Source organism: Pseudomonas sp. LAP_36 (assembly GCF_019456785.1).
In the GTDB taxonomy this organism is placed as follows: domain Bacteria; phylum Pseudomonadota; class Gammaproteobacteria; order Pseudomonadales; family Pseudomonadaceae; genus Aquipseudomonas; species Aquipseudomonas tritici.
Window position 1 is genome coordinate 831,736 of record NZ_JAHZMS010000002.1, and the last position, 19,868, is coordinate 851,603.

The 19,868-nt window shown below is 62.0% G+C and carries 20 protein-coding genes; 9 read left to right on the plus strand and 11 right to left on the minus strand.

Features of this window, described 5'->3' with window-relative positions; genetic code table 11:
- Nucleotides 1-11: 11 nt before the first annotated feature.
- The 11 genes from JBO08_RS09495 to JBO08_RS09545 all read right to left on the minus strand — a co-directional run bounded on the left by JBO08_RS09495 (nt 12) and on the right by JBO08_RS09545 (nt 10,972).
- Nucleotides 12-1,406 (minus strand): FAD/NAD(P)-binding protein, encoded by a 1,395-nt coding sequence (locus JBO08_RS09495; protein ID WP_220074153.1) that lies wholly within the window; start codon nt 1,404-1,406, stop codon nt 12-14.
- A 12-nt stretch (nt 1,407-1,418) separates the two neighbouring features.
- Complete coding sequence (locus tag JBO08_RS09500) at nt 1,419-2,186, minus strand: ABC transporter ATP-binding protein (protein ID WP_065910987.1); 768 nt, start codon at nt 2,184-2,186, stop codon at nt 1,419-1,421.
- A 3-nt stretch (nt 2,187-2,189) separates the two neighbouring features.
- Complete coding sequence (locus JBO08_RS09505; RefSeq protein WP_065910986.1) at nt 2,190-3,530, minus strand: ABC transporter substrate-binding protein; 1,341 nt, start codon at nt 3,528-3,530, stop codon at nt 2,190-2,192.
- Between the two features lie 21 nt (nt 3,531-3,551).
- Entirely contained in the window at nt 3,552-4,601 is a 1,050-nt protein-coding gene (locus JBO08_RS09510; protein ID WP_065881845.1) for a branched-chain amino acid ABC transporter permease, read from the minus strand.
- 4 nt (nt 4,602-4,605) lie between these two features.
- The gene (locus tag JBO08_RS09515) at nt 4,606-5,487 is read right to left on the minus strand and encodes a branched-chain amino acid ABC transporter permease (RefSeq protein ID WP_065910985.1); all 882 of its coding nucleotides are present in this window, start codon (nt 5,485-5,487) and stop codon (nt 4,606-4,608) included.
- Nucleotides 5,487-6,257 carry an ABC transporter ATP-binding protein gene (locus JBO08_RS09520; protein WP_065910984.1) on the minus strand — a complete coding sequence of 257 codons (771 nt, stop codon included), beginning with the start codon at nt 6,255-6,257 and terminating at the stop codon, nt 5,487-5,489. Before JBO08_RS09520 ends, JBO08_RS09515 begins: the two co-directional genes overlap by 1 nt.
- Nucleotides 6,254-7,156: an AMP-binding protein gene (locus tag JBO08_RS09525; RefSeq protein ID WP_065910983.1), complete on the minus strand. Its 903-nt coding sequence runs from the start codon at nt 7,154-7,156 to the stop codon at nt 6,254-6,256. The genes JBO08_RS09520 and JBO08_RS09525 overlap by 4 nt, the downstream gene beginning before the upstream one ends.
- 132 nt (nt 7,157-7,288) lie before the next feature.
- A complete protein-coding gene (locus JBO08_RS09530) occupies nt 7,289-8,719 on the minus strand; it encodes an LLM class flavin-dependent oxidoreductase (RefSeq protein ID WP_065873439.1) in 1,431 nt (476 codons plus the stop codon).
- Nucleotides 8,719-9,045 (minus strand): acyl-CoA dehydrogenase, encoded by a 327-nt coding sequence (locus tag JBO08_RS09535; protein WP_065873440.1) that lies wholly within the window; start codon nt 9,043-9,045, stop codon nt 8,719-8,721. The genes JBO08_RS09530 and JBO08_RS09535 overlap by 1 nt, the downstream gene beginning before the upstream one ends.
- Before the next feature lie 12 nt (nt 9,046-9,057).
- Nucleotides 9,058-10,254 (minus strand): SfnB family sulfur acquisition oxidoreductase, encoded by a 1,197-nt coding sequence (locus tag JBO08_RS09540; RefSeq protein WP_220074152.1) that lies wholly within the window; start codon nt 10,252-10,254, stop codon nt 9,058-9,060.
- 154 nt (nt 10,255-10,408) lie between these two features.
- Nucleotides 10,409-10,972, minus strand: coding sequence for a helix-turn-helix domain-containing protein (locus JBO08_RS09545; protein ID WP_065873442.1), 564 nt, complete (start codon nt 10,970-10,972; stop codon nt 10,409-10,411).
- A 54-nt stretch (nt 10,973-11,026) separates the two neighbouring features.
- On the opposite strand from JBO08_RS09545, the gene JBO08_RS09550 reads away from it, so the two are divergent.
- From JBO08_RS09550 to JBO08_RS09590, 9 genes are all read left to right on the plus strand, one after another.
- A complete protein-coding gene (locus JBO08_RS09550; RefSeq protein WP_405045928.1) occupies nt 11,027-11,995 on the plus strand; it encodes a DMT family transporter in 969 nt (322 codons plus the stop codon).
- 204 nt (nt 11,996-12,199) lie between these two features.
- Nucleotides 12,200-15,121: a monovalent cation/H+ antiporter subunit A gene (locus tag JBO08_RS09555; RefSeq protein ID WP_220074150.1), complete on the plus strand. Its 2,922-nt coding sequence runs from the start codon at nt 12,200-12,202 to the stop codon at nt 15,119-15,121.
- Nucleotides 15,121-15,465 (plus strand): Na+/H+ antiporter subunit C, encoded by a 345-nt coding sequence (locus tag JBO08_RS09560; RefSeq protein ID WP_003192163.1) that lies wholly within the window; start codon nt 15,121-15,123, stop codon nt 15,463-15,465. Before JBO08_RS09555 ends, JBO08_RS09560 begins: the two co-directional genes overlap by 1 nt.
- Nucleotides 15,462-17,144, plus strand: coding sequence for a monovalent cation/H+ antiporter subunit D (locus tag JBO08_RS09565; RefSeq protein WP_065890748.1), 1,683 nt, complete (start codon nt 15,462-15,464; stop codon nt 17,142-17,144). The genes JBO08_RS09560 and JBO08_RS09565 overlap by 4 nt, the downstream gene beginning before the upstream one ends.
- Nucleotides 17,141-17,629 carry a Na+/H+ antiporter subunit E gene (locus JBO08_RS09570; protein ID WP_065881838.1) on the plus strand — a complete coding sequence of 163 codons (489 nt, stop codon included), beginning with the start codon at nt 17,141-17,143 and terminating at the stop codon, nt 17,627-17,629. Before JBO08_RS09565 ends, JBO08_RS09570 begins: the two co-directional genes overlap by 4 nt.
- The gene (locus JBO08_RS09575) at nt 17,626-17,904 is read left to right on the plus strand and encodes a K+/H+ antiporter subunit F (protein WP_003211751.1); all 279 of its coding nucleotides are present in this window, start codon (nt 17,626-17,628) and stop codon (nt 17,902-17,904) included. The genes JBO08_RS09570 and JBO08_RS09575 overlap by 4 nt, the downstream gene beginning before the upstream one ends.
- Complete coding sequence (locus JBO08_RS09580) at nt 17,901-18,239, plus strand: Na+/H+ antiporter subunit G (protein WP_065881836.1); 339 nt, start codon at nt 17,901-17,903, stop codon at nt 18,237-18,239. The genes JBO08_RS09575 and JBO08_RS09580 overlap by 4 nt, the downstream gene beginning before the upstream one ends.
- A gap of 190 nt (nt 18,240-18,429) precedes the next feature.
- On the plus strand, nt 18,430-18,981 hold the full coding sequence (locus JBO08_RS09585) for a dihydrofolate reductase family protein (protein ID WP_065890747.1): 552 nt from the start codon (nt 18,430-18,432) through the stop codon (nt 18,979-18,981).
- A gap of 311 nt (nt 18,982-19,292) precedes the next feature.
- On the plus strand, nt 19,293-19,628 hold the full coding sequence (locus tag JBO08_RS09590) for a DUF6124 family protein (protein WP_065873447.1): 336 nt from the start codon (nt 19,293-19,295) through the stop codon (nt 19,626-19,628).
- Nucleotides 19,629-19,868: the final 240 nt, after the last annotated feature.

Here is a 19,868-nt window from a genome sequence, read left to right on the forward strand (position 1 = left end):
TGAAGATCCATTTAGATTTTTGTCAGCTTTGCGGCCAAGGCTTTAGCTTGAATCGCCACATCCGTTACCGCCGTACTTTCCCACCACATCCCCCGCAACGGCGGCCCCATGGCAAACAACCGCGAGCTGACCTGCCCCTGGGCATCCACCACAGCCCCCGAAGCATCCGCCGCAATCCCCAACGCCAATGGCCCTGGCTGAATCAACCCACGCTTGAGCAACTGTTGCGGCAACGGCCGGGCCACGCGGCGCCAGTCGTATTCGATGCCGCTGGAGTTGATCAACGCCGCCCCTGAAACCTGCGCGACCGCTTGCTCGCCGCGGTGACGCAAACGGATGGTCACCCCTTCAACCGAAGGTTCCAGGCCTCTGTAAGACGCCGCCCGAATCCGCAACCGCCCCTCTTCCTGCAACCGTGCCACCAGCTGCGCGCTCAACGGCGGCGAGCGGTGATGATGGCTTTCCCACCACGGCCTGACATGACGCACGAACTGACGTTTTTCACGCTCGCTGGCCTGGCTCCACAGGCGAGCGATATGCGCGCGCACCGTGTCCAGTGGCGCTTGCCAATCGATACCCTGCGCTTGCGCAATCCGGCATTGGCGACGCACCTCACGCAGCAATTGCAGAGGACTCCGCAGGCGGTGGTCCTCACCGAGAAAATCCACCCAGCTCGGCGGTTGTCGGCGCACGTGAGGTAGCAGGCCGTGACGCGAGAAAACTTCGATCGGCCCACAATGCCCGGCCTGTTCCAGGGACACCACGGCATCGACCATGGTCAGCCCGGAACCGATGATCAGCACCGGCGCTTGCGGGTCAATCAAGGTCATCGCCTGCACGTCCCAAGGGTCGACCGCCGCCGCGTTCAAGCCGCTGGACTCGGTCTGCGGTGTACGCGCCGCCGGGAACATGCCGGTGGCCAACACCGCAACGTCGCCGCGCAGTTGCTGCCCGTTATCAAGGGTGAGCAGCGTCGAGGCGTCATCCACTTGCAGGTCGACCCCTTCACCGCGCACATGCTCAACGCTGGAAGCGGACTGCGCCCTGGCTTCGGCCAAGCGTTGCTGGGCATACAGGCCAAAAATGCCGCGCGGCGGAAACAGCTCGCTGATCGGCACCGCCTGCTGGCCTGACTCGGGCCAACCGCCCGCGCCAATGTAGTCGGTGAGCCATTGGGTCAGGTCGTCGGCATTGTCCGGGTCGACGCTCATGCGCGCCGCGTTGCCGTTCAGGGTGTGGCCCAGCTCGACGGCGCTGTAGGCTTCGCCCCGGCCGAGTTCAGCGCGCGGCTCGATCACCAGAATCTGCCGCTTGCCCGGCAAGCGCAGCAGTTGCACGGCCAGCATCGTGCCGCTCAGGCCGCCGCCGATGATCACCACATCAGCGTTGCGGATGGATTCAGTCATGCGAAGTCGCCCTTACTGTTTGCCCAGATAAATATCATGCAGGTCGCCCCGCGCCAGCAGTTCAGCGGCGCTGCCACTCAGGGCCACGCGCCCAGTATCCAGCACGTAGCCGTGGGACGCATAGTTCAGCGCAACGTTGATGTTCTGCTCGGCGATCAAAAAGCTCACCTGCTGCTCACGGTTGAGGTGCGCGATGATCTCGAAAATCTCCTGCACGATCATAGGCGCCAAACCCATGGACGGCTCGTCGAGCAGTACCAAAGTAGGACGCGTCATCAGCGCCCGGCCGATGGCGACCATCTGTTGCTCGCCGCCCGACGTCAGCCCGGCGCGGGTATTGCGCTTGGTCTTGAGCCTTGGAAACCAGGCGTAGATACGTTCCAGGTCGTGCGCCATGTCCTTGCGGCTCAGGCGCCGCACAAAGCCGCCGCTGCGCAGGTTGTCCTCCACGGTGAGCTGGCCGAACACGTGGCGACCTTCCAGCACATGCACCATGCCCTGGCGCACGCGTTGGCTGGGATCGACACCGGCCAGGTCGCCGCCGGCGTACGCGATAACGCCGCGGCTGACTTCAGCTCGCTCGGCGCGCACCAGCCCGGAAATAGCCTTGAGCGTGGTGCTCTTGCCCGCGCCGTTGGCACCGAGCAACGCGACGATGGCGCCTTTGGGCACGTCTAGCGACACGCCGGCCACCGCCAGGATCGCACCGTCGTAGATCACTTCGATATCGTTGACCGTCAGCAGCGACGGGCGCGCAGAGTCGGTGGCAGGCTGGCTCATGGTTTATTCATCCCCGGTGCAGGTACGCGGCGTCAGGCCTTTTTCTTTGGCGAACGCAGCGGATTTTTCATCGATCAACGGGCGCAGCAATGCGCGGTCGGCGGCGATCCAGTCACTGATCAGTGTCCAATTGGCGCCGTCCCACTGTTGCATCCGCGCCGAGCCGCCGCCTTCATGGTCGCGGCAGGACAGCTTGAGGTTCTGCATCAGGCCCAGGTAGCCCATGTCCTTCAAACGCGCATCGTCGATATTCAGGTGTTCCAGGCCCCAACGGCCTTCTTCGCCATTGAGCGGGCGCTTGCCAAACTTGGCCTGGCCGGTGCGGATCGCTTCCACCGCGACGGCGGCGTTCACCAGGCCGGAGTTGTAGTAGACGCTGCCGAAGTTTTTCAGGTCTTTGAGATCACTGTGGCCCTTGTCGAGGATGTATTGCTTGAGCCGTTTGTGGATCTCGAAGTCCGCACCCGCCGGGTACGGTGTGAGGGCCAGGTAGCCTTTGGCGGCAGCGCCTGCGGGCAAGACGTCTTCGCTGGAGCTGGCCCAGATATCGCCGATGATATGGTCCACCGGAAAGCCGAAGCGCGCAGCGGTCTTCACCGCCACCGGGGTGGACACGCCCCAGGTGCGCAGGAACACCCAGTCCGGGTTGGCCTGGCGCACCTGGCGCCATTGCGCCGATTGCTCGTTGCCAGGATCGGCCACCGGAATCTGGATATTTTCAAAGCCGTATTTGTCCGCCAGCAACTTCAGCGGGCCGAGGGTTTCGCGACCGTAGGCCGAATCGTGGTAGACCGTGGCAATCTTCTTGCCCTTGAGCTTGTCGAAACCACCCTCGCGCTCGGCGATGTAGTTCACCAGCGTCGATGCCTCGCTGTAGAAGGTCAGCATCACCGGGAAGTTGTACGGGAACACCGTGCCGTCGGTGGCTTCGGTGCGACCGTAGCCCAGGGTGATCAGCGGGATCTTGTCCACCTCGGCACGCTCGCTCAGCGCATAGGCTGCCGGTGCACCGTTAGGCTGGTACACCGCGACCGGCGCGCCATCCAGGCCATTCTTGAAGCGCTCGTAGCACTCGATGCCCTTCTCCGCCGTCCATTCGGTCTCGCATTCCTGCCACACCAGTTTCACGCCGTTGATACCGCCTTCGACCTCGTTGATGTAACGCAGGTAGTCAATCATCCCGGCCCACACCTGCACGCCGCTGGAGGCATAGGCGCCGACACGGTAGGTCGCCAGGGGAATGAATTGCTGGTCCGGCGAGGCCATTGCCTGGGGTACAGCGCCGGCCAGTGAGGCCAGCGCGAAAGCGGCGCCGATCAGGGAACGTTTCAAGGATGCACGCATAGGAGTTCTCTTCGAGGAATGTCAGAAACGCAGCGGCCACTGCCGCACACGGTCACGCAGGTTGTGCAACAGGCGAATCAAGCCGTCGGGTTCCTTGATCAGGAACACGATGATCAACACGCCAAAGATGATTTTCTGCAGGTTCTGCAACTGCCCTGCATCCACCGAACCGCCGAACAGCGCCTGCCCGGCATGGCTGAGAAAGATCGGCAGCAAACTGATGAAGGCCGCGCCGACGAAGTTGCCGGCGATGCTGCCCATGCCGCCGATAATGATGATGAACAGGATCTGGAATGAGCGGTTGATATCGAAACTGCTGGCGCTGGCCGTGCCCAGGTAGGCAAAGGCCCACAGCGCGCCGGCTATCCCTAAGTAGAACGAGCTGACCGCAAACGCCAGGCGCTTGTAGCGCACCACGGGAATGCCGACCACGGCGGCGGCGGTGTCCATGTCGCGGATCGCCATCCAGTTGCGCCCGACCTGGCTGCGCACCAGATTGGTCGCGGTCCACGTCAACAACAGCACCGTGACCAGGGTCAGCAGGTAGCGACCCAGCGGGGTGTTGAGGTCATGGCCGAACAGCGCCAGCTTCGGCGCAGAGATAGTCCCGGATGAGCCGTAGTTGTAGAACCAGGGGAATTTGACGAACAGCCACTCCAGGAAAAATTGCGCGGCCAGCGTGGTCACCATCAGGTAGAAGCCTTTGATCCGCGAGCTGGGCAAACCGAACAGCAGGCCAACCAAAGCGCTGATAACCCCACCGCCGAGCAAGGCCACCGGCAAACCAAGCTCCGGCAAGCGCAGCAGGAACCCGTAGGTGGCGAACGCGCCGACAGCCATGAAACCGGCAGCGCCCACCGAGGTTTGCCCGGTGTAGCCGGTGAGCAGGTTCAGGCCCAACCCGGCCAACGACAGCACCAGAAACGGGATCAGAATCGCATTGAGCCAATAATCATTGCCCCACAGCGGCACCACGATAAACGCCAGCGCCAACAGGCCAATCAGGCCCCAGGGGATACGCCGCTGGATCAGCAACAGCGGCGCGGTTTCTTGAGCAACGGGGATCGACATGGTTTCAGACTCGCTCGATGGCGCGCTCGCCAAACAGGCCGGCGGGACGGATATACAGGAAGGCCAGGGCCAATACGTAGGCGAACCACGGCGTGATGCCGCCGCCGATCAGCGGGCCGATGTAGACCTCGGCGAGGTTCTCCGCCGCGCCGACAATCAGCCCGCCGACAATCGCCCCGCCAATCGAGGTAAAACCGCCAATGATCAACACTGGCAGGGCCTTGAGCACCACCAGCGACAGCGAAAACTGCACACCCTGGCGCGCGCCCCACAGCAGCCCGGCGATCAACCCGACAATCCCGGCCACGGCCCAAACGATCTGCCAGATGCGGTTAAGGTTGATGCCGATGGACAGCGCCGCCGTGGTGTCATCCGCCACCGCACGCAGCGACACGCCGATGCGGGTTTTGTTGAACAGCAGCGCCAATACCGTCACCAGCACCACAGCGGCAGCGGCGGCGATCAGGTCGAACTGGCTGAGCATCAGCGGGCCAACGAACAGCGGCACGTCGTCGATGCCCAGGTCCAGCGCGCGCACTTGCGAGCCCATCAAGCCTTGGGCCAGGCCTTCGACGATGAACGACAAGCCCAGCGTCGCCATGAACAGCGTGATCTGCGAGCGGTTCACCAGCGGCCGCAGCACCAGGCGCTCAATCAGCAAGGCGCCGACGATCATCACGATCACCGTGAGCAGCAATGCCAGGGCAAACGGCACGCCCTGCTCATGCAGGCTGACAAAGGTCAGCGCCGCAAACAGCAGCATTGAGCCCTGGGCGAAATTGAACACGCCGCTGGCTTTGTAGATCAGCACGAAGCCGATAGCGACCAGCGAATACAGGGTGCCGGCGAGCAGGCCGCCGAGCAGGGTTTCAAGGAAGAACGTCATCAGTGCACCGCTCCCAGGTAAGCCGCGATCACTTCGGGATTGGCCTGCACTTCGGCGGGCGTGCCGTCGCCGACCTTGCGCCCGTAGTCGAGCACCACCACATGGTCGGACAGGCCCATGACCACGCCCATGTCGTGTTCGATCAACACCACGGTGGTGCCGAGGTCCCGGTTGACGTCGGCGACGAAGCGCGCCATTTCGTGTTTTTCCTCGGCGTTCATCCCGGCCATGGGTTCGTCGAGCAGCAACAGGCTGGGGCCGGCGATCAGCGCCCGACCCAGCTCCACGCGTTTTTGCAGGCCGTAAGACAGGTTGCCGACCAATACATCGCGATGGGCTTGCAGTTCGAGAAATTCGAGGATGCCTTGGGCACGCAGCCGGAACGCTTCGGCTTCTCGCCGCACGCGGGGCAGCCCTAAAGCCTGCTCGATAACGCTGCTGCGCATATGCCGCGACAGGCCGGTGAGGATGTTGTCGAGCACGCTCATCTTCTTGAACAGCGCGTTGTTCTGGAAGGTGCGGCCAATGCCCCGCCGCGCGGCACCCAACGGATCGATGCGGTGGAAGTGCTGGTCTTCAAAAACAATCTCGCCGGCATCGAAGCGATAAACGCCATTGAGCACGTTGAGCAACGAGCTTTTACCGGCACCGTTGGGCCCGATCAGCGCGCAGATCTCGCCGCGCACTACGTCGAACGACAACGCATTGATCGCCTTGACGCCCTTGAACGACAGCGAGATATCCCGCACCTGGAGGATGGCTTGGCTCATGCGATGTCCCGTTTGAATTCATCCAGCCACGTCGGCTCGGCTGTGGATTTGAGGGGTTGCCAGATATAGGCCAGGCGCTGGAAGCCGAGCAGTTTGCGCACACGGTTTTTCAGCAGGCGACGCAGGCCACTTTGCGGGTGGGCGATGGCCCAGTCGCACAAGCGCCGACGCCAGGTCCCGTGGGGCGCGAGGCGGCTTTCAATCTCGTCGGCCAGGTACTGCAAACGTATGGGCGACAACAGCAAGCCGGTGGGCGCAATTTCACTGCGATCACGCCGCGCCGAGGCCTGGCTTTCCGGGAAGGCCAGGCCGTGACCGGTGTTGAGCCATTGCTCCAGCACCACGACCAGGCCCCCCTGCCAATGGGTGCCCTCTTCGCTCCACAGCGCGGCCTCGTCGGTGGCTTGCCACCACCGCGTAAGGTGCTGGGCCGGTTCGACCGGACCGAGCAGTTGGGTGAAATCCACTGGGTTGGCGGACTGCCAATGCCGCAGGTGTTGGCGGCCCGGCGCATAAGAATGGGTGGGGTGGATGCGCCACAGGTCTTGCTGCAGCGCCTCGGGCTCCAGGTCATCGTCCAGGGTCAAGACCTGCCCGCCGATGGCCTGCGCCGCGAGCGCCAGCAGCAGCAGGTTCGGCTCGAAAGACCCGCTGAGCGCCAGCCGCGACTGCTCGCTGAAACCCCGCTGGCGCAGGCCGTCGGCCAGGCGCTCCACGTCACGTAATGCATCGATCCAGCGCCAGGCATACCACTGGCCCTGGCGTTTGTGGCGCAGGGCGGTGTGCAACGGTGTGATCTGCGCCCAGTGATGCAGTTGTTCGAGCGCCTTGGGCAGGTTGCCGAGCAGTTCGGCGGGCCATTCCAGGGTCAGCGGGCGTTTGAGTTCGTGCACGCTCATAGGCAGATGCTCCTATTGGGTGGTTAAGCGTGCGGTGGTCCGCTGGCTGAAATAGATCAAACAATGAAGATCAAAATGTGGGAGCGGGCTTGCTCGCGAATGCGGTAGGTCAGTCAACATCAATGCTGAATGTCAGTCCGCTTTCGCGAGCAAGTCGAGTCGTCGCACCGCCGCTCCCACATTCGTTTTGTGTACACCCGATAGATTGCGGTAGCCGGCGCCAGGGTGGTTCGCTCCGAGTCGTGGGCCGTCGCCGAACAGCTTCTCGCGCAACGTCCCTTGGGCATATTCGGTCTTATACACACCGCGCCTCTGCAACTCCGGCACCAGCAGGTCGACGGCGTCGATGAAGGTTTCGTGGGTCAGTGCATACGCCAGGTTGAAGCCGTCCACATCGGTTTCTTCGACCCATTCCTGCAGCAAGTCCGCCACGGTTTCCGGGCTGCCGACAAACAACGGGCCAAAGCCGCCGATGCCAACCCAATCAGCCAGTTCGTTCGGCGTCCAGACCTTGTCTGGGTCCGCCGTGGAAAATGCTTCCACCGCCGACTGAATCGCGTTGGTGTGCACATGCTTGAGCGGCTCATCCGGCTTGAACTGGCTGAAGTCGATACCGGTCCAGCCGGAGATCAGCGCCATCGCGCCCTCGTAGCTGACATAGGATTTGTAGTCGTCGAACTTGGCTTTTGCCTGTGCGTCCGTCTCGCCGACGATCACCGTCTGCAGGTTGAAGATCAGGATTTTCTTCGGATCACGCCCGGCTTCGGCGGCACGGCGACGGATATCGGCGACGGTCTTTTTCAGCAGCACTTTGGACGGCGCAGCCACAAATACACATTCCGCCTGTTCGGCGGCGAACTGCTTGCCACGGCTCGACGCACCCGCCTGGTACAGCACCGGCGTGCGCTGCGGCGAGGGTTCACACAGGTGAATGCCGGGCACCTGGAAGTGTTTGCCCACGTGGCGGATCTCGTGGATCTTGCTCGGGTCGCTGAATATCCGCCGCTCGCGGTCGCGCAGCACCGCGCCCTCCTCCCAACTGCCTTCCCAAAGCTTGTAGCAAACCTCGAGGTATTCCTCGGCATAGTCGTAGCGCGCGTCGTGTTCGGTCTGGGCTTTCTGGCCGAGGTTCTTGGCGCCGCTTTCCAGGTAAGAGGTGACGATGTTCCAGCCGATCCGGCCCTTGGTCAGGTGATCAAGTGTGGAGAGACGCCGGGCGAACGGATAAGGATGCTCGAACGACAACGAGGCGGTCAGGCCAAAACCCAAGTGTTCAGTGACCAGCGCCATCGGCGCGATCAGCGACAACGGGTCGTTGACCGGCACCTGGGTAGCCTGGCGAATCGCTGCGTCGCCATTGCCGTTGTACACGTCATAAATGCCCAACACGTCGGCGATAAACAGGCCGTCGAACTTGCCGCGCTCAAGGATTTTGGCGAGGTCGGTCCAGTATTCCAGGTCCTTGTACTGCCACGAGCGATCACGCGGATGCGCCCACAGGCCGGGGGATTGGTGGCCGACGCAGTTCATGTCGAAGGCATTCAAGCGGATTTCACGGGCCATCAAAGCACTCCGTTGAGGTGGTAGTTGCCAACGATTTGGTATTTGAGGCGCAACGGATCATCGAGTGTCGACGGCAGTGCGGTGCGATGGCCGGTGAGTTCAAACTCGGCGTTGCTGGCGGCAATCAGGGCTTCGGCAGCGGCGATCTGCGCTTCGGTGGCGGCAACCGGGCTCGGGTGAGTGTCGGCACGCTCCAGCAACGCGGCGGCGACATCGACGCGGATCTGCAAATCGCCGAAGCGGCTGATCACGTACGGGTCATCGCTTGTCTCGACGTGGTGGCGGGTAGTTTCAAGCAGTTGGCGCGCAAGATTCAGTACGGTCATAGGTCAGGCTCCTCAGTTCCAGGCGTGACGCGCAGGTTTCACGCCGTTGAGCACGAAGTTACCGATCAGGTGGTATTTCCAGCGGACCGGGTCATGCAGGGTGTGGGTGCGCGCGTTGCGCCAGAAGCGGTCAAGGTTGTGCTTGCCGGTGACCGAACGGGTTCCGGCCAGTTCGAAAAGCTTGCTGCTGGCGAGCAAGGCGGTTTCGGCCGACAGCACTTTGGCCTGGGCGGCCACCAGCGAGGCGTGGGCCACGCTGTCTTCGCTGGGTTCGGCGAGTGCTTGGTCGACCGCCTTGCCGGCCTTGGCGAGAATCGCTTCGGTGCCGTGCACACGCCATTCGAGGTCGGCGATGGCGGCGATGGTGAACGGGTCTTGCCAGCCGTGATCCTGCTGGCTGTCGATCCACGGGCGCGCCTGGCGTGCGTAGATCTTGGCGTGTTCGAGAGCGCCCAGGGCGATACCGGTGTCGACGGCGGCCTGGATAATCTGCGAGATCGGGCCGTTGGCGGTGGGCGTGTCGAAGGCCTGGTGGGCGGGGATCACCGCACTGCGCGGCACGGTGACGCCGTCGAGGGTCACACCGCCGCTGGCCGTGGTGCGCTGGCCGAAACCGTCCCAACTGTCGATCACGCTAAGACCCGGCGCATCACGTTCGACGAAGGCGATGAAGGCTTGATCGTTTTCGTTGTTGCCAACGGTGGGCACGATGTGGGCGAACAATGCACCGGTGCAGTAGAACTTCTCGCCATTGATTTGCGCGGTGTCGCCATGGAAGCGAATCTGCGTGTCAAAGGTGCCGGCATTTTTGCTCTTCGCTTCGGAGAAGGCGTTGCCGAAACGGTAGCCGGCCAGGACTTTGCCGAAGTAATGACGCTTTTGTTCCTCGGTCGCGGTTTGCAGCAGGATGTCGACCACGCCCAGGTGGTTCTGTGGGATCTGGCCCAGTGAAGGGTCCGCGGCGGAAATCAGTTTGATCACCTCGGCCACGGTCACATAGGCCACCTCGGCGCCGCCGTAGGCCTTGGGAATGGTGATGCCCCACAGGCCACTGGCTGAAAACGCGTCGAGCTCAGCGATGGGCAGGCGACGCTCGCGGTCGCGCTCGCTGGCGTCGACGGCAAACCGTGCGGCCAGGCGCGTGGCAACCTCGATGGCTTCCGCGTCCGAGCGGATGATATGGGCAGGGTGTTGAGGGTGGGCAGACATGGGCCGACTCCAGGCTCCGATGGGATGCTGGAGTGATTGCAGGAGTCGTGCCTGAATTTAATCGCCAATAAAATCAGCGACTTGCTGTTAAATCAGCGCAGTAGAGCGCGTTTCAAACCAGCAAAGTGTGCATTTACTGTTGCCGGGCGAACAGTTAGATCACCACGGTCCGCACAAAGCACACCGCCACGTCACCCTCGTTGCGATAGCCGTGGGATTGGCGGCTGGCGAACATATAGAACTCACCCGCCACGACGTGTTTTTCTTCGTCGTCGAGGATCAGGGTCAGTGCGCCCTCATACACGAACAGCTGCACGCTCCAGCCATCCGGATCGGGCTCGGGACTGTAGCGATCACCGGGTTCCAGGCGCATCTCCCACAATTCCACTTCGCGCCGGGCATTGGCTTTGGCCAGTAGCACCGCCTTGCTGCCCGGAATCTCACCGGCCCACGCCAGCTCATTGATGCGGCTGTGGTCGGGCGCGTCCGGCGCCTGGATGAGGTCGCTGAAGGCCACGTTTAACGCTTCGGCCACGCGGTCGAGGGTGGACAGGCTGACATTCTTCTCCCCCGCCTCGATCGCCACCAGCATGCGTCGGCTGACTCCGGATTTTTCCGAAAGCGCGGTCTGGCTGAGGTCGGCGGCGTGGCGCAGGCGACGAACGTTCTGGCTGACGTGCTGCAGGACCGAGGCCCGTTGTGGATTTTCTTTGTGCACTATATTGCTCAATGGGTGGGTGTGCGCAGTATACTGCCCAGCGTGCGGCGCATTGTGCGTGCCGCGTTCTCACTGTGCAAGATCAGAGCCGCCATGACTACCTCGACCGCGTCCCCGCGTTTCAACCGCTTCAGCAAAGCCGAATGCATCCTGGTGGTGATCACCATGATCTGGGGCGGCACGTTTTTGCTGGTGCAGCACGCGATGACCGTCAGCGGGCCGATGTTTTTCGTAGGCCTGCGCTTTGCCGCTGCGGCCATTGTGGTGGGCTGCTTTTCCTTGCGTACCCTGCGTGACTTGACCTTGTTCGAATTGAAGGCCGGTGTGTTTATTGGGGTGGCGATCATGTTTGGCTACGGCCTGCAGACCATCGGTTTGCAGAGCATCCTGAGCAGCCAGTCGGCGTTTATCACCGCGCTCTATGTGCCCTTCGTGCCACTGCTGCAATGGCTGGTGCTGGGCCGTCGCCCGGGGTTGATGCCGAGCATTGGCATCATGCTGGCGTTTGCCGGCTTGATGCTGCTGACGGGGCCGGCGGGGGCCTCGTTGAATTTCAGTCCCGGTGAAATCGCTACGCTCATCGGCGCCATCGCCATTGCGGCGGAAATCATCCTGATCAGTGCATTCGCGGGGCAAGTGGATGTGCGCCGGGTGACGGTTGTGCAACTGGCCACCGCTTCGCTGCTGTCGTTCCTGATGGTGGTGCCGATGGGCGAAGCGCTGCCGGGGTTTTCGTGGCTACTGCTGTTCAGCGCGGTGGGCCTGGGCTTGACCAGTGCGGTGATTCAGGTCGCGATGAATTGGGCGCAGCAGAGTGTTTCGCCAACGCGGGCGACGTTGATCTATGCCGGTGAGCCGGTGTGGGCGGGCGTGGTGGGGCGGATTGCCGGAGAACGCTTCCCGCCGATTGCGATGCTGGGGGCCGTGTTGATTGTGGCGGCGGTGATTGTGAGTGAGATGAAGACCAAGGGGCAGAAGGCCCTTGAATTGCGGGATGCTCGGGAACAGGAACAGCAGGGGTAAAGCCGAACCCTGTGGTGACTGGGAAATCGCTATCGCGGGCAAGCCCGGCTCCCACAGGGGTAAGCACTTCAAAGCCCACTCCCTCGAAACAATGCATTATGGGAGTTTTCGGCCTACTTTGTAGGATCCTTACACATCTTGCCGTTTGGTGATCGCGAAAGCGGCACGTATGATGCATCCCAAACTCCCGCAGATTAGAAGCCTATGTCCCTGATAGTTCTACTGCTTCTGCCTTTTATCGGCAGCTGTCTGGCGGCCTTGCTGCCGCACAATGCACGTAACACCGAATCCCTGCTGGCAGGCCTGGTGGCGCTGGTTGGTACGATTCAAGTCGCCCTGCTCTACCCCCAGATCGCCCACGGTGGCGTGATCCGCGAAGAATTCATGTGGTTGCCCAGCCTTGGGCTGAACTTCGTGTTGCGCATGGACGGGTTTGCCTGGCTGTTCTCGATGCTGGTGCTCGGCATCGGTTCGCTGGTGTCGCTGTATGCGCGTTACTACATGTCGCCGGATGATCCGGTGCCGCGCTTTTTCGCGTTTTTCCTGGCCTTCATGGGCGCCATGCTCGGGCTGGTGATTTCCGGCAACCTGATCCAGATCGTGTTCTTCTGGGAACTGACCAGCCTGTTCTCGTTCCTGCTGATTGGCTATTGGCACCACCGCGCCGATGCCAGGCGCGGCGCGTATATGGCGTTGATGGTCACCGGCGCCGGCGGCTTGTGCCTGTTGGCGGGCGTGATGTTGCTGGGGCATATCGTCGGCAGCTATGACCTGGACCTGGTATTGGCGGCGGGCGATCAGATTCGCGCGCATGCGCTGTACCCGGTCATGCTGGCCCTGGTGTTGATCGGTGCCCTGAGCAAAAGCGCGCAGTTCCCGTTCCACTTCTGGCTGCCCCACGCGATGGCGGCTCCCACGCCGGTGTCGGCGTACCTGCATTCGGCGACGATGGTGAAAGCCGGCGTGTTCCTGCTGGCCCGCCTGTGGCCGTCGCTGTCCGGCAGCGAAGAATGGTTCTATATCGTCGGCGGCGCCGGCGCCCTCACCCTCCTCCTCGGCGCTTACTGCGCCATGTTCCAGAATGATCTCAAGGGCCTGCTGGCCTACTCCACCATCAGCCACCTCGGGCTGATCACCTTATTGCTGGGCCTTAACAGCCCGCTGGCCGCCGTCGCTGCGGTGTTCCATATTCTCAATCATGCGACCTTCAAGGCGTCGCTGTTCATGGCGGCGGGCATCATCGACCACGAAAGCGGCACGCGGGATATCCGCAAGCTCAGCGGGTTGGTGCGGTTGATCCCGTTTACCGCGACCCTGGCGATGGTGGCCAGTGCGTCCATGGCCGGCGTGCCGTTACTCAATGGCTTCCTGTCCAAAGAGATGTTCTTCGCCGAAACCGTCTTTATCTCCTCGACTCAATGGGTGGAATTCGCCCTGCCGTTGATCGCGACCATCGCCGGTACGTTCAGCGTGGCCTATGCCCTGCGCTTTACCGTGGATGTGTTCTTCGGCCCGACCGCGACAGACCTGCCGCACACCCCTCACGAGCCGCCGCGCTGGATGCGCGCCCCGGTTGAGCTGCTGGTGTTTACTTGCCTGCTGGTGGGGATTTTCCCGGCTCAGGTCGTCGGCTCTATCCTCGCTGCCGCCGCCTTGCCCGTGGTGGGCGGTGTGCTGCCGGAGTACAGCCTCGCGATCTGGCACGGCTGGAACGCGCCGATGATCATGAGCCTGGTGGCCATGTCCGGCGGGGTGGTGCTTTACCTGCTTCTGCGCAAGCAACTCAAGTTGGGCCGCTTCAAATACCCGCCCGTCATCAGCTACTTCAATGGCAAGCGCGGCTTTGAGCGCTGCCTGGTGGTGATGATGCGCGGCGTGCGCAAGATCGAAAAACGCATCAGCACCAAGCGCCTGCAGACCCAGCTGTTTCTGCTGGTGCTGGTGGCGGTCATCGGCGGCATGATCCCGATGATCAACAGTGGCCTCAGTTGGGGCGACCGGCCGAAAATCCCGGGCTCCATCGTGTTTGTGACCCTGTGGCTGCTGGCGATCGCCTGCGCCCTCGGTGCCGCCTGGCAAGCCAAGTATCACCGGCTGGCGGCCCTGACCATGGTCAGCGTGTGCGGCCTGATGACCTGCGTCACCTTTGTGTGGTTCTCGGCGCCGGACCTGGCGTTGACCCAACTGGTGGTCGAAGTGGTCACCACGGTGCTGATCCTGCTGGGGCTGCGCTGGTTGCCAAGGCGGATCGAAGAAGTGTCGCCACTGCCCAGTTCGCTGCGCAAGGCACGCATCCGTCGTCTGCGCGACTTCCTGCTGTCCACCTTTGTCGGCGGCGGCATGGCATTGCTGTCCTATGCGATGCTGACGCGCCAGACGCCCAACGATATCTCCTCGTTCTACCTGAGCCGCGCCCTGCCCGAAGGCGGCGGCAGCAATGTGGTCAATGTGATGCTGGTGGACTTCCGTGGCTTCGATACCCTCGGCGAAATCACTGTGCTCGGCGCCGTGGCGCTGACCGTGTACGCCCTGCTGCGGCGCTTCCGCCCGTCCAGGGAAAGCATGCAGCTGCCCGCGCAACAGCGCCAACTCGCGCCGGACGTGGCCACCGACCTGGTCAACCCGCGCCAGGCCAGCGATACCGCCCTGGGCTTCATGATGGTGCCGGCGGTGCTGGTGCGCCTGCTATTGCCGATTGCGCTGGTGGTGTCGTTCTACCTGTTCATGCGCGGCCATAACCAGCCGGGCGGCGGGTTTGTCGCCGGGTTGGTGATGTCGGTGGCGTTTATCCTGCAATACATGGTCGCCGGAACGCAGTGGGTGGAGGCGCAGATGAGCCTGCGGCCGATGCGCTGGATGGGCTTCGGCCTGCTCGCCGCGACCTTGACGGGCCTGGGCGCATTGTTTGCCGGGTACCCGTTCCTCACCACGCACACCTGGCATTTCAGCCTGCCGGTGCTGGGCGATATTCATGTCGCCAGCGCGCTGTTCTTCGACGTCGGCGTGTACGCCATGGTCGTCGGTTCGACGCTGCTGATGCTCACTGCCCTCGGTCACCAGTCGGTGCGAGCGCATAAACCGAGCAACCAGGCCAAGGTCGTTGCTGCAACAGAAGGAGCCGCCTGATGGAAGAAGTCATCGCAATTGCCATTGGAGTCCTGGCCGCTTCCGGCGTCTGGCTGATCCTGCGGCCACGGACGTTCCAGGTGGTGATGGGCCTGTGCCTGCTGTCGTATGGGGTCAACCTGTTCATTTTCAGCATGGGCAGCCTGTTTATCGGTAAAGAGCCGATCATCAAGGACGGCGTGCCGCAGGACCTGCTCAACTACACCGACCCGCTGCCCCAGGCGCTGGTGCTCACGGCGATCGTGATCAGCTTCGCCATGACCGCGCTGTTTCTGGTGGTGCTGCTGGCCTCGCGTGGCCTGACCGGTACTGACCATGTTGACGGCCGGGAGCCCAAGGAATGAATTGGGTCAACCAACTGATCGTCGCACCGATCCTGCTGCCATTGCTCACCGCCGCGCTGATGCTGATGCTGGGTGAAAAACGTCGCCCGCTGAAGGCGCAGATCAACCTGGTGTCGAGCATGCTTGGCCTGGGCGTTGCCATTCTGCTGCTGTACTGGACGCAAAAAGGCGGCCCCGGCTCGATCGGCGTGTACCTGCCGGGCAACTGGCAAGTGCCGTTTGGCATCGTGCTGGTGGTGGACCAACTGTCGGCGCTGATGCTGGTGCTCACCGGGATCATCGGCGTGAGCGCGCTGCTGTTCGCCATGGCCCGCTGGGACCGTGCGGGCACCAGTTTCCATGCACTGTTCCAGATCCAGATGATGGGGTTGTATGGTGCGTTTCTCACCGCCGACCTGTTCAACCTGTTTGTGTTCTTCGAAGTGTTGCTGGCGGCGTCTTACGGTTTGATGCTGCACGGTTCCGGCCGCGCGCGGGTGTCGTCGGGGCTGCATTACATCGCAATCAACCTGCTGGCGTCGTCGCTGTTTCTGATTGGCGCGGCGATGATCTATGGCGTCACCGGCACGCTGAACTTCGCCGACCTGGCGCTGAAAATCCCGCTGGTGCCGGAAGCCGATCGCGGCCTGCTGCATGCCGGTGCGGCGATCCTCGCCACCGCGTTCCTGGCCAAGGCCGGCATGTGGCCGCTGAACTTCTGGCTGGCCCCGGCCTACTCCTCGGCCAGTGCGCCGGTGGCGGCGATGTTTGCGATCATGACCAAGGTTGGCGTGTACACCGTGCTGCGCCTGTGGACCCTGCTGTTCTCCGGCCAGGCCGGTGCGTCAGCGCTGTTTGGCGGCGACTGGCTGGTGTATGGCGGCATGGCGACCATCATCTGCGCGGCGCTGGCGATGGTGGCGGCGCAGCGTCTAGAGCGCATGGCCAGCCTGAGCATTCTGGTGTCAGCCGGCATTCTGCTGTCGGCGGTAGGCTTCGCCCAGCCGAGCCTGACTGCTGGCGCGCTGTTCTATCTGGTCAGCTCCACCTTGGCGTTAAGCGCGCTGTTCCTGCTGGCTGAGCTGATCGAGCGTTCGCGTTCGGCCAACGATTTGCCGCTGGACGAAGAAATCGATGCGCTGCCCAAGGCCATGGAATCCCTGCATCCGCGCCCCGGCGTCAACCTGGATGATGAGCAGAAAGCCGTCGTCGGCCAGGTGATTCCGTGGACCATGGCGTTCCTCGGCTTGAGTTTTGTCGCCTGCGCGCTGCTGATTATCGGCATGCCGCCGTTGTCCGGGTTTATCGGCAAGCTCAGCTTGTTGAGTGCGCTGGTCAATCCGCTGGGCCTGGGCGTCAGTGTCGACGAGCCAATCCGTCCCGCTGCCTGGGGCCTTGTGGCGCTGTTGATCCTCTCCGGCCTGGCTTCGCTGATCGCCTTTGCGCGCCTGGGCATCCAGCGCTTCTGGACCCCCGAAGAGCGCCCCTCACCGCTGCTGCGTCGCTACGAGTGCGTGCCGATCTTCTTTCTGCTCGGCCTTAGCATCCTGCTGACCTTCAAGGCCGAACCGCTGATGCGCTACACCCAGGCCACCGCCGCCAGCCTGAACAACCCGGAACGCTACGTGATGGCCGTCATGGCAACACGTCCCGTCCCCAGCCCTGAAGCCAAGACCGCCGCGTTGGAGGTGCAGCCATGAAGCGCCTGTTCCCTGCCCCGTGGCTGTCCCTGGCCCTGTGGCTGTTGTGGCTGGTGCTGAACGTGTCACTCAGCGCTGGCAACCTGCTGCTGGGTGCCGCACTGGGCTTTCTTGCACCGCTGTTGATGGCACCGCTGCGCCCGCTGCCGATTCGCATCCGCCGCCCGGGTGTGATCATTCGCCTGTTTTTCCGGGTGGGTCGCGATGTAATCATCTCCAACCTGCAAGTGGCCTGGGGCGTATTGATCTGTGGTTCACGCCCGCCGCGTTCGCGCTTTATCAAGATCCCCCTGGACCTGCGCGACGCCAACGGCCTGGCCGCGCTGTCGATGATCACCACGGTGGTGCCCGGCACCATCTGGTCGGAACTGGCGCTGGACCGCAGCATCCTCCTGCTGCACGTGTTTGACCTCGAGGACGAAGCGTCGTTTATCGAGCACTTCAAGACCACCTACGAGCGGCCCCTGATGGAGATCTTCGAATGAGCGCCCTGCTCTCCAACGCGATCCTGTTCAGCCTGTTCCTGTTCTCCCTGGCCATGGTGCTGACCCTGGTGCGCCTGTTCAAAGGCCCGTCGGCACAAGACCGGGTATTGGCGCTGGACTACCTGTACATCCTGGCCATGCTAATGATGCTGGTGCTGGGCATTCGTTATGCCAGTGACACCTACTTTGAAGCGGCGCTGCTGATTGCGCTGTTTGGCTTCGTGGGCTCGTTTGCCCTGGCGAAATTCCTGCTGCGTGGGGAGGTGATTGAATGATGCCGTTATGGATGGAAGCGGTGGTCGCGGTGCTGCTGGTGTTGAGCAGTGTGTTTGCATTGATTGGCGCGATTGGATTACTGCGGATGAAGGACTTTTTTCAACGCATGCACCCACCGGCACTGGCTTCGACATTAGGCGCGTGGTGTGTAGCATTGGCGTCGATTATCTACTTTTCGGTGCTCAAATCCGGGCCGGTGTTGCACGGGTGGTTGATTCCGATTTTGTTGTCGATCACGGTGCCGGTGACCACATTGCTATTGGCCCGCACCGGACTGTTCCGCAAGCGCATGGCCGGTGACGACGTCCCCGCCGAGGTCAGCAGCCGCCGCTGATCCCTCAAGTGGGCAGCGTAAAAATGTGGGAGCTGGCTGGCCTGCGATTGCGGTGGGTCAGTCAACATTTTCGGTGACTGACACGCCCTCATCGCAGGCCAGCCAGCTCCCACATTTGAATGGGTGCCAGGCGCGAGATCGGATGTGTGCCGGGGACGTCTTTCGGACATCAGGAAAAGGAATTCCCATTATGGATATCAAGTGTTCCGTGTTTATCGCCGCGAGCGTTGACGGTTTTATCGCCCGGCCAGATGGCGATATCGAGTGGCTGCACCGGCCGGAATATGAGCTGGCAGCGTTGAACGGCCTGACGTATGAAAGCTACATCGCGACGGTTGATGCGCTGGTGATGGGCCGCAAAACCCTGGAAAAAGTCCTGTCGTTTGCGGAGTGGCCCTATGAGGGTATGCCGGTCATCGCCCTTTCTCACCAGGCCGTAGAAATCCCGACGTATTTGCAGGGCAAGGTCGAGGTGATGTCCCTGGACCCAATCGCGCTGGTGGCACAGTTAGCCGAACGCGGCATGAAGCATCTCTATATCGATGGTGGCCAAACGATCCAGGCGTTTCTAGACTCAGGGCTGATCAACGAGCTGATCATTACGCGTATTCCGGTGCTGCTGGGGCAAGGGATTCCATTTTTCAGCCAGGTCGGCAACGAGCATGATCTTCGCCATATCGGCACGTATGTGTCGGAGAATGGATTTGTTCAGAGTCGGTACGAAGTCACTGACAAGCGCTGATGCTCAGGCATCAGCTCCCGGAAATTTCCGACAGCGTTCTAAGGTTGCCCCTCGGAAGATGACGCCCTAATCTTCGGTGGTCGCTGAAAACTCAGCGACCGGGTTTCGCAGCCCGGTTAAACTCTAGACGCACAGCGTCCACCTCAAGATAGCGGGCGCTTTTTTATGCCTGATGTTATGGCGGCTGTGCGCGGGATACCTTCGGGTATGCCGGGTGCCTAGAGTCCCGGTCTGCGAACCTGCGTACAGCTGCCACCCCGGTATCGTTTCGCAGCGATGGGTGGTGGCTCCAATACTCTAGGAGCTTCGTCATGATCAAAGACAGTCCGAATCCGCCGTCAGACTCAGCCGCGTTTCATACTGCGGCTCATCGAGCAATCAACCACTATCTGAACCCACCTGAGAAACCAGAGCCTTCTACTGAGGACCATAGTTTATTTACCGTACGCGAAGGATTAGACGTCGAGACGCTGCTGGTCAACGCGTCGGAGGATCTTGCCTCGGTTCAAGCGCTGGCAAGCCATTTGGCTTTTGAGATCGACGGCAATCCTCGCAGCGTGGCCTTGGGAATGTGTCGGATGCTGGAGGGGATCCAGCTAATGGTGGATAAAACACTAAGCCTCAAAGACCATCCAACTCACACATAAATCTGAAATTGAAGAGTTCGCAAAGTGGGCACGGTAAAAAATGTGGGAGCTGGCTTGCCTGCGATTACGGTGGGTCAGTCAACATCTTCGATGACTGACACTCCCTCATCGCAGCATAAGTATCTACACATCTTCAAAGTGAAATTGCGTAGCAGCTGTCGAGCCCTGGCGAGGCTGCGTCAGGGGTGTGTCAGACAGCCCGCAAACGCAGCCTCGCCGGGGCTCGACAGCTGCTACGCA